Source organism: uncultured Agitococcus sp., assembly GCF_937920075.1.
Lineage (GTDB): Bacteria > Pseudomonadota > Gammaproteobacteria > Pseudomonadales > Moraxellaceae > Agitococcus.
In genome coordinates, this window is the sequence record NZ_CALETI010000287.1 from 1 (window position 1) to 9931 (window position 9931).

Consider the following 9931-nt stretch of genomic DNA (forward strand, 5'->3'; position numbering starts at 1 on the left):
ATATTGCCAAATAAACAAGCCACCACAAACGCCTAAAGTAATTGCCCAAATTAAACCAAAGTGTTGTAAATAACCAATTAAGGCCAATAATAAAATAAACAAACCTTGCAGTAAGCTAATGATAATTAAGTCAAAACGACCAAATAAAATCGCGGTTGATTTTACGCCAATTTTTAAATCATCATCCCGATCAGCCATCGCATATTGGGTATCATAAGCCACTGTCCAAATTAAATTTGCCGCATATAACAACCAACAAATTAAATCGGGGCTATGATTTTGTGCCACAAAAGCCATGGGAATTGCCCACGAAAAAGCCGCACCCAAGACTAATTGCGGTAAATAAATAAACCGTTTCATAAACGGATATAAACTGGCTAAAGCTAATGCACCAAATGACCAAAAAAAAGTTTGTAGATTTAAAAACGGCAATAACAACGCAGAACAGGCAACCAAAAATACAAACAAATACAAGGCTTCACGTGCAGGCAAACGCCCATTGGCAATTGGGCGGTCTTTGGTGCGTGCTACATGACCATCAAAATTGCGATCTGCCCAGTCGTTAATCACACAACCTGCCGAACGCATAAACACCACGCCCAAGATAAAAATCAACACAATCGAAGCATCAGGTTTACCATTACTCGCTAACCAAACCGCCCATAAGGTTGGCCATAACAGCAAATAAATACCAATAGGGCGATGCAATCTCATTACTTCGGCATAGAGCGGTAAACGTTGTAGCAAAAATAATGTCATAAACAAATCTGCTGTTGCTGAGCAGCCTCAAATAAAGCAGGTAAAAACTTTTCCTGTACCAATAAAGGACGATTCGCATAATAAAACAACGAACGCCGAGTCCAATGGTGGTGTTGTGAGTTGGGTGAACAAATCACTAATTGGCCACGTTTGCCCCCTTTAAACAACAAACTGCCTAAAGAGCGTGACCCCAAATACTTTAAGCGTCTGCCTCGACCCACTAAGGTGTGTTGGGGAATAATGCTTCGTGCAGTGACCCATTGTTGATTGTGACCTAACAACGCGACTTCACGCACCCACGCATATTGTTGATGAGGTAATTTTAGGCTCAATCGTTCATCTAAGGTGGGTTTCTGCCACGCTTCATGTTGTACTTTTACCCTAAAATGACCATGACTTAAAGCCACTAAATAAGCAGTTAAAGAGCCTTGTGACAAAAGCCACGCTTTGTACGGAGAGCGAAGTTGCGCTTGCCAATAGCGAGTTGGCGTTAACCAGCGAGGATAAAGGGGCATACAATGTATCTAAGAGGTCATTGATAACAACGAATTATACTCAGTTTAATGGCTGTCTGGCCTATCAATATTAATAGTTTTTAGCTATTAAAAAATAGATTTTATTTAATTGGCTAAAGATTTTGCCAAGCTTTAATCTTCAATTCAACGAGAAACAAATGAGATTTGGAGAATGCAACATGAGTAAGATTCCAGCCACATTAACCGAAAAGAATTTAGAAGGTGCATTTGCAGGCGAATCAATGGCATTTATGAAGTATAGCTATTTTGCCAAACTTGCGCGGGCAATGGGTGATGAAGCTACCGCACAAGCATTTGAGGAAACAGCAAAACAAGAGATCCAACATGCTTTTGGTCATTTGGATTTGTTGTATCCCGCAGAAAGCCTAAACCCAGCAAAAATGCTCGAAATTGCCATTGCGGGTGAAACCTATGAATACACCGAAATGTATCCTAAGTTTAAAGAAACGGCGATTGCTGAAGGTAAAGCTGACGCTATTCAAGAGTTTGATGAGCAAATTGCAGAATCAAAAGAACATGCGGAGGCTTTTGCTAAGGTGTTAGAAAAAGCAGCAAAACGTTTTGCCGCTTTGGCTAAAGTGGAAGAGCGTCATGCTAATCACTATCGCCAACGTTTAGCTGCCCTTTAAATTTTTCTGTTATTAATAGCTTTTTTGGCGTTTGGCGTAGCCAGTCAAGCAAAAAAATATGTTAAACTTTACATTAAACAATGTGACAGTTTAGCAGAGATTGCAAATAAAGCGGTTTGTGCGTAAGGTAGACAGTTTTAAAATCTAGCCAGCTTAGCAAGAGGTTTAACATGAAGAAGTGGCAATGTATTGTTTGTGGTTTTATTTATGATGAAGCTGTCGGTATGCCTTGGGATGGCGTGCCAGCAGGAACAGCATGGGCTGACGTGCCAGCCGATTGGGTTTGCCCAGATTGTGGCGTGGGTAAAGATGATTTTGAAATGGTAGAAATTTAATTCTATTGTTCAAAAAAGATCAAAGGGCGCACAAAGTTGCGCCTTTTTTATGGTTTGATTTTGTTGCTATTTTTAGCCCTCACCCCGACCCTCTCCCACAGGAGAGGGAGTTCTCTCTCCTTTTGGGAGAGAGTTAGAGTGAGGGCTGTTATTTTATTGAGGAAAAATCATGGCATTAGTCATTATTGGTACAGGTTTAGCAGGTTATAACTTGGCGCGTGAATGGCGCAAACTGAACCCCGAAAAAGCATTGGTGATTATTAGCCGTGATGATGGCCGTAATTACTCAAAGCCTATGTTGTCAACTGGTTACACCAAAGGCAAAACTGCCGATCAATTAGCCATGCAAAGTGCGGCGCAAATGTCTGAGCAGCTTAAAGCCGAAATTAGAACCTTTGCCACGGTGGATGCCATTGATACTCAAACAAAAACGGTGACTGTTGATGGTGTAAGCATTGCCTATGAGCAATTAGTACTGGCGCTTGGTGCTGATCCCTTTCAACCACCATTAGCAGGTGATGGTTTAGACCAAGTTTATACCGTTAATGATTTAATGGATTATGCCAAGTTTCAACAAGCTGCTGCGGGCAAAAAGAATGTAATTGTGATTGGTGGCGGTTTAATTGGTTGTGAATATGCCAACGATTTGACTAATGGCGGTTATGCAGTGCAATTAATTGAGCCAGTTGGTCGGGTGTTGCCAGCCTTATTACCGCCTGTGGCTTCGCAAGCTGTGGGTAATGCCTTAGAAGGTTTGGGCGTTAAATTCCATTTTGGCGTGAGCGTTCAGGCTGTTTATAAAGACGGTGAGGGTGTTCGTGCTGTGTTATCCGATGGCAGCGAAATCCAAGGTGATATCGTATTGTCAGCGATTGGTTTGCGCCCACGTATTAGCCTTGCCAAAGAAGCAGGGTTGGCGGTTAATCGGGGTATTGTCGTTGATAAAACCTTAGCCACTAGCCAAGCCGATATTTATGCATTGGGCGATTGTGCCGAAGTCGAAGGTTTAGTGTTGCCCTATGTCTTGCCATTAATGGCAGGTGCGCGTGCATTAGCTAAAACTTTATCAGGTCAAACAACCGCGATTAGTTATCCTGTGATGCCAGTGCAAGTTAAAACGCCTGTTTGTGCGGTGGTGGTTGCACCCACTTTCCCAAGTATGCAGGGTGAGTGGACAGTTGATAGTCAAGATGGCAACAACGTTAAAGCGTTGTTTAAAAATGCTGAAGGTCAATTATTGGCTTATGCCTTAACAGGGTCATTTGCTGGTGATGCAGCCTTAAAAGCTGAATTGGCCAAACAAGTTCCTGCTTGGTTAGTGTAAAATCTCAATAAGGATTTTGCTGCTTTAGCGCTGTTTAACAAGGAAATAAGCTTCCCTCTCCTGTAGGAGAGGGCTACTGCGAGCGAGCAAAACCTTAATTTTTACTAACTAAGAGGAAAAGCACATGACGGAAATTTCGGTAAGACATACTTTTCAAGGTTCTTTGGATGAAGTATTTGAAGCAGTGATTAATGCGGATCGTTATCCCTATGTGTCTCGTTTATTTCATGTGGAGCGTTTGTGTTTAGCAAAATCAGGTGAAAAAGACGGTGTAGGCACACAGCGTGAAGTGGAATTAGGCGTAGTTTGGTTTAAGGAAGAATTTACCCTGTTTGATCGACCCAATCGTGTTGATTATAAAATTTTTGAAACACGCCCTTATTTTGACCATCAACATGGTAGTTTTATCTTCAAAAAAGTGGGGCATAAATTAATTGAAGTGACTTGGGAGTCTTGTTTTGTCATCCCTTCACAAACTATTCCTCCAAAAATTTTATCTACAGTATCGGGTTGGATGGTTAAAGCAGCGTTTAAATCGGCATTAATGATTTTGGATAGAAAACTACAAGAAAAGCGGCAACCAAAACGCTTAGCAAAATAAATAAGCGAAAACAGCGTCAATTCAAAACACTCTTCACTCAAACTTCACACAATCCCCCCTGTGTGTTCAATCGCTGTTTATAAGCTAAGGCAAGCTAATTTTTAAAAAGGAGCTTGTCATGTTTGCTCGTCTCAATTATCGCTACATCATCATGCGTGATCTGATGGTAGTTTATGTTTTTTTTATGTTGGTTTTAATGTCTTGTGCAGCTTGGGTTCATGCCGATGATTCCGAAGCCGTTCAAACAGAAAGCCCTTATTTTTTTATTAATAGTAATGATCCAGAAACCGATCGTTTACCACTAAAATCAACCAAAGTTGATGTCCATATTGTTGGCATGATTGCCGATGTCACCATTAAACAGGTGTATCGTAACGAAGGCAAACGCACCATTGAAGCCCGTTATGTGTTTCCAAGTTCAAGCCAATCAGCCGTTTATGCGATGACGGTACGTTTGCAAGATCGGTTGTTAACTGCTCGGTTACGTGAAAAACAACAAGCTAAACAAGAATATGAAACGGCTAAATCCGAAGGGAAAACGGCGGCATTATTAGAACAACAGCGTCCAAATGTCTTTGAGATGAATGTCGCTAATATTTTGCCTAATGATGAAGTTGTCGTTGAGTTACGTTATACCGAATTGTTAAGCCCTCGTGATATGTTGTATAGCTTTGTTTTTCCAACCGTGGTTGGCCCGCGTTATAACAGTCCACAAAGCCCAGCGGCTGCCGAAAAATGGGTAAAAAATCCCACCTTGCCACAAGGCATTGCCTCAGAAAGTCGCTTTAATATTAAAGTGACCATGGATAGTCCTATTCCTGTACAAATGGTGTCATCACCCTCGCATTCTTTACGCAGTGATGGTCTGGGCAGCAAACACGTTGATGTGATGTTGGGTGATAATCAAATCGCTAATAACAGAGATTTTGTGTTGCGCTATCGTTTGGCAGGTGAAAAGATTCAGTCAGGATTGTTGTTATACCGTGGCAAGGATGAAAACTTTTTTTTAGGTATGGTAGAGCCGCCAAAACAAGTCGCTACTGCCCAAATTCAGCCCCGTGATTATATTTTTGTCGTTGATGTCTCTGGGTCCATGCAAGGTCATCCACTGGATATTACCAAACAATTATTACGCAACCTAATTGGCGGATTACGTTCAACAGATACCTTCAATGTGATGTTGTTTTCGGGCAATAGCTCAATGTTAGCCCCACAATCTTTACCTGCTACTGCAAGCAATATTCAACAAGCCATAGATACTATTGATCAACAACAGGGTGGCGGCAGCACCGAAATTGTGCCTGCTTTGCGCAAAATCACCGAATTACCCAAATCGCCTGATGTGTCTCGTAGTGTGATTGTGGTGACTGATGGTTATGTGACGGTTGAAGATGAAGTATTTAAATTAATTCGTCAGCAATTACATCAAGCCAATGTCTTTGCCTTTGGTATTGGTAGCAGTGTTAATCGGGTGTTGATTGAAGGTATGGCGCGTGCAGGTCAGGGTGAACCCTTTATTGTCACTAAACCTGAAGAAGCCGACGAACAAGCCGAACATTTACGCAAAATGATTCAAGCACCTGTATTAACCCAAGTCACCGCTAAGCTCACAGGTGTTGAAGCTTATGATATTCAACCCACTGTGTTAGCTGATGTGTTATCTGGCCGTCCTGTCATGGTCATGGGAAAATGGCGTAGTCGTCGTGATAAAGAGGCTGAAGCAACCTTAGTGGTTACAGGTCGTAGTACTGAGGGTGAATATCAACAACAAGTGTCTGCAAAAAGTGACAATAGCGAAGATAACAGTGCCTTACGTTTATTATGGGCAAGACAAAAAATAGCCGAATTGTCCGATCAAGAAGCCTTAGAAGGTAATGGTTCTTATAAACAAGCCATTACTGATGTGGCGTTAAAGTATGGTTTGTTATCTGCCTACACCAGTTTTGTGGCTGTTGATGAAGTGGTACGCAATGTTAACCCAGAAGATAGCAGCACCGTCACCCAGCCTGTTCCACTACCAGAAGGCGTCAGTAATTTGGCGCTTGGTTCAGGAATTCCTTCAACACCTGAACCCAATTTATGGTTAGCTTTAGCCTTAGTTTTCTTGATGTTAGTCATCATGAAAAAGACTTATCGTAGAAAAATTATTTAAATTCAAATAGATAATTGGTAACGGTGTACGTCCTAATAGTCCAAGAAGAAGCTAATACTCAGGGCTGAGACATGTCCATGCAATGTCTCAGCCCCCAACAAAGAAGTTCATCATGTTTAATAATCGTCTATCCATGACCGCTTGTTTATGGCTGTGTTTGATCAGTCAATTGTTGGCCTTATGGCCGCAAGGCCAATGGATAGCGGCCAGAATGCAAGATGGTTCTGACCAACCGTTGGGAGTTATTGCCGTGCTGAGTTTGGCTGCCTTACTCATCACTCAGCAATCCGCATGGCAAGCACCAAAAACAAGATTTTTGCTGATGGCGGTTGTTTTGCAATTGGCAGCTTGTGGTGCATGGTTAATGTTGCCACCACTGCTGTCTTCTTTATTGGCAGTTTTAGCAATTTCGATGCTAATAGCGGCTTTTTTGCCACAAAATAGCCCTTATTTACCGATTTTTGGCTTAGCAGTGTTAAGCCTACCCTTATTATCATCGTTACAGTTTTATGCAGGCTTTCCATTAAGAGTCATTACTGCTCAATGTAGCGCATGGATTTTACAATTATGGGGTAATCAAGTTGAGAGAATAGGGACGAATCTACAAATTAATGGCCAATTGGTGATGGTTGATGCACCTTGTTCGGGAGTACAACTGGCATGGATGGTGTATTTTTTTGCCTGTGTCATCGCCCTATATCGACAAATAGCCGATAAGCATTTTTTGCGTTGTTGGCCGTTATTAGGGGTATTGGTGTTGTTGGGCAATATTATTCGCAATACTTGTTTGGTGGTTTTAGAAACACGGCCACAAGGATTAAGCGATTCGTTGCATCAAAGTATTGGTTTAGTCATTTTGGTCATGGTTTGTAGTGTGGTGGCATGGTTGTTAAGCAAACAGCCGACTCCCGAAAAACAAGAAAAATCAATGGTCTTGGCCAGTCCAGCATGGCTATTCCCTTTGGTTATGCTGTGTATGATGTTGTCGGGTGCGGTGTCTTGGTCAAAACAATCAGCAACAACACAAACCAATCCTAAATATATCGAATGGCCACAGCAATGGGATGGCAAGCCGTTACAACCCTTAGCCTTATCGGTGGTAGAAAATCGTTTTGCTGCAAATTTTGCAGGGCATATTGGTCGTTTTAGTGATGGTCAACGACAAATTGTGTTGCGTTATGTTGAGCAACCGACACGAATGCTGCATCCTGCCAGTGATTGTTATAAAGGCTTGGGTTATCACATTCAGCACGAACAATTAGAATATGATGATCAACAACGGGTATGGCGGTGTTTTTATGCGACTAAACAAGGCCAAATAGTCCGAGTCTGTGAAAGAATTGTCGATAAACAAGGCAAGGTTTTTACCGATACCTCAAGTTGGTATTGGCAGGCAGAATTAGGCCAAAGCCAAGGTGTATGGTGGGCAATTACCACCGCCGAAGTAGTGGCTATGGTGGCAGAGCGATAAATACTGCTACACTTCGCGAGTTTTAACAGAGACTAGCCGCTACATGAAAATTATCCTTGCACCCATGGAGGGATTAACTGACGTCCATATGCGTCATATTTTAACGCAAATGGCAGGTCAAACAGGCTTTGATTGGTGTGTGACAGAATTTATTCGCATTACTCAACAACTGTTATTACCTAAAGCTTTTTATCATTATTGCCCCGAATTATTAACAAATGGCAAAACAGCCAGTGGTACACCTGTCCATATTCAACTATTAGGCAGCGACCCACAACTCTTAGCCGAAAATGCCCAACGAGTCGTGGAGTTGGGTGCACCTGCGATCGACTTAAATTTTGGTTGTCCTGCAAAGTCAGTGAATCAACATCGCGGTGGGGCGGTGTTATTAGAAGAGCCTGAATTAGTACATCAGATTGTGTTGGCGGTACGCAATGCTGTTCCTAAACAGATTCCTGTCAGTGCCAAAATGCGTTTGGGTGTCAATGACCGTTCAAAAATGGTGGATAACGCCTTAGCGATTGAGAGTGCAGGGGCTAGTTGGTTAACGATTCATGCCCGTACCAAAGCTGACGGTTATCGCCCTCCCGCCCATTGGCATGAATTAGCTACCATTCGCCAACACGTTAAACTCCCCATGATTGCTAATGGTGACATTGATTCGGTAACGAATGCTCAGCGATGCCAACAACAATCGCAGTGCACAGATATCATGATTGGCCGAGCAGCAGTAATCCAGCCCTATTTAATTCGTGCGTTGCGAGGCGAGACATATCAATTAACGTGGGCACAATTACTTGATTGGCAAAGACAATTTTTGCAGCACATGCAACAGGCAGTGGTTAATCCTTTAGTGGTGGATAGCCAACAAAAATGGACAGAAGCAGGTGCAGTAGGTCGTTATAAACAATGGTTGGGGATGTTGCTGCAAGCATGGCCAGAAGCACAAACGCTCTTTCAACAGATTAAAAAAGAGCGTTCATATAGCCAAATTTATCAAATTGTTCAGCAGTCAGCCTAAGTCTTTGGCGCATAAGTATAAAATAGCCAAGGTTTTTTATGGGTGTCTAAAGAATTATATAAGGCTTGTGCTTGTGTGTTATCTAAGGCAGTCACCCACTGTAAACGTGCTGCACCTTGGTTTAAAGCATAATCTAAGCAATGATTAATTAAGGCTTTGCCAATGCCTTGGCCGCGATAATCTTCCAAGGTAAATAAATCGTTCATAATGCCAACTTTAGCCGTAATAGTTGACGAAAAACTAAAATAAACCGTCGCAAAACCAATGACTTTGCCATTTTGTCGATATAAAAACAAAGCACCTAAAGGACTATGATTAACAAATTGACTAAAAAATTGCTCATTGCGTTGTGAATTAATATCAGCAACTTGATAAAAAGCTTGATATTGAGCAATTAAAGGTAAAACGTCGGCTAATGTTTGGTCATTGACAGCTTCAATCATGATTTCTCCTTTTTTTATGACAAAAAATTGGCATGGATTGCCTATTTTGCGAGCAGTTTTTGTTAAATAATGTGGCGATTAAAACAGCTATAAATAAGGCATAGTCATGAAAAAATTACTACAAACTTTCACTTTCACTCTTGGTTTGGCAATTAGTCAGATTGCTACAGCGATTGATTGGTCAGCGTATTCTCATGACGGTGATATTGGCTATCGTAATTCAACGTGGATGGCGCAATTGCCGAATGATCGCCCAATTAGCCAAATTTCGATGGTCGGTACCCATGACACCATGTCACTGTATGGCGGCGATAGCGTACAAACTCAATCGATGTCGTTGAATATGCAACTGCAATCGGGTATTCGTGCCTTAGATATTCGTTGTCGACATTACTACAATAGCTGCGCTATTCATCATGGTTTTGTCTATCAAAATGCCAATTTAGATGATGTTTTTAGCACATTACAGCAGTTTTTACAGGCTAATCCCAGTGAAACAGTGTTGATGCGTGTGAAAGAAGAATATGACCCTGTCGGTAATACCCGTAGTTTTGAAGATACTTTTTCTGCTTATGCGCAGCGTTATCCCAATTTATTATGGCAATCCAACAGTGCTAACCCAAATTTAGGGCAAGTGCGTGGCAAAGCCGTGGTTTTACA

The 9931-nt window shown here is 41.8% G+C and carries 11 protein-coding genes; 8 read left to right on the plus strand and 3 right to left on the minus strand.

Going from position 1 to position 9931, the window contains the following annotated elements:
• Both ubiA and Q0212_RS09990 read right to left on the minus strand, forming a co-directional pair.
• On the minus strand, positions 1-759 hold a 759-nt coding region (gene ubiA / locus Q0212_RS09985), incomplete at its 3' end, for a 4-hydroxybenzoate octaprenyltransferase (RefSeq protein WP_297924999.1).
• Positions 756-1274, minus strand: coding sequence for a chorismate lyase (locus tag Q0212_RS09990; protein WP_297925001.1), 519 nt, complete (start codon positions 1272-1274; stop codon positions 756-758). The genes ubiA and Q0212_RS09990, both read right to left, overlap by 4 nt.
• 179 nt (positions 1275-1453) lie before the next feature.
• On the opposite strand from Q0212_RS09990, the gene Q0212_RS09995 reads away from it, so the two are divergent.
• From Q0212_RS09995 to Q0212_RS10025, 7 genes are all read left to right on the plus strand, one after another.
• Positions 1454-1924 (plus strand): rubrerythrin family protein, encoded by a 471-nt coding sequence (locus Q0212_RS09995; protein ID WP_297925004.1) that lies wholly within the window; start codon positions 1454-1456, stop codon positions 1922-1924.
• Between the two features lie 170 nt (positions 1925-2094).
• Positions 2095-2259: a rubredoxin gene (locus Q0212_RS10000; protein WP_107864073.1), complete on the plus strand. Its 165-nt coding sequence runs from the start codon at positions 2095-2097 to the stop codon at positions 2257-2259.
• Between the two features lie 169 nt (positions 2260-2428).
• On the plus strand, positions 2429-3583 hold the full coding sequence (locus Q0212_RS10005) for an FAD-dependent oxidoreductase (protein WP_297925009.1): 1155 nt from the start codon (positions 2429-2431) through the stop codon (positions 3581-3583).
• 124 nt (positions 3584-3707) lie between these two features.
• On the plus strand, positions 3708-4184 hold the full coding sequence (locus tag Q0212_RS10010) for an SRPBCC family protein (RefSeq protein WP_297925010.1): 477 nt from the start codon (positions 3708-3710) through the stop codon (positions 4182-4184).
• Between the two features lie 118 nt (positions 4185-4302).
• Positions 4303-6336 (plus strand): VIT and VWA domain-containing protein, encoded by a 2034-nt coding sequence (locus Q0212_RS10015; RefSeq protein WP_297925012.1) that lies wholly within the window; start codon positions 4303-4305, stop codon positions 6334-6336.
• A 112-nt stretch (positions 6337-6448) separates the two neighbouring features.
• Positions 6449-7807 (plus strand): exosortase Q, encoded by a 1359-nt coding sequence (gene xrtQ, locus Q0212_RS10020; RefSeq protein ID WP_297925014.1) that lies wholly within the window; start codon positions 6449-6451, stop codon positions 7805-7807.
• A 43-nt stretch (positions 7808-7850) separates the two neighbouring features.
• Positions 7851-8828: a tRNA-dihydrouridine synthase family protein gene (locus tag Q0212_RS10025; protein WP_297925016.1), complete on the plus strand. Its 978-nt coding sequence runs from the start codon at positions 7851-7853 to the stop codon at positions 8826-8828.
• On the opposite strand, the gene Q0212_RS10030 is transcribed toward Q0212_RS10025, so the two are convergent.
• The gene (locus Q0212_RS10030; protein ID WP_297925019.1) at positions 8825-9271 is read right to left on the minus strand and encodes a GNAT family N-acetyltransferase; all 447 of its coding nucleotides are present in this window, start codon (positions 9269-9271) and stop codon (positions 8825-8827) included. The genes Q0212_RS10025 and Q0212_RS10030 overlap by 4 nt on opposite strands.
• Positions 9272-9377: 106 nt before the next feature.
• Here Q0212_RS10030 and Q0212_RS10035 point away from each other — a divergent pair.
• A partial coding sequence (locus Q0212_RS10035; RefSeq protein ID WP_297925020.1) for a phosphatidylinositol-specific phospholipase C domain-containing protein occupies positions 9378-9931 on the plus strand: 554 nt, incomplete at its 3' end.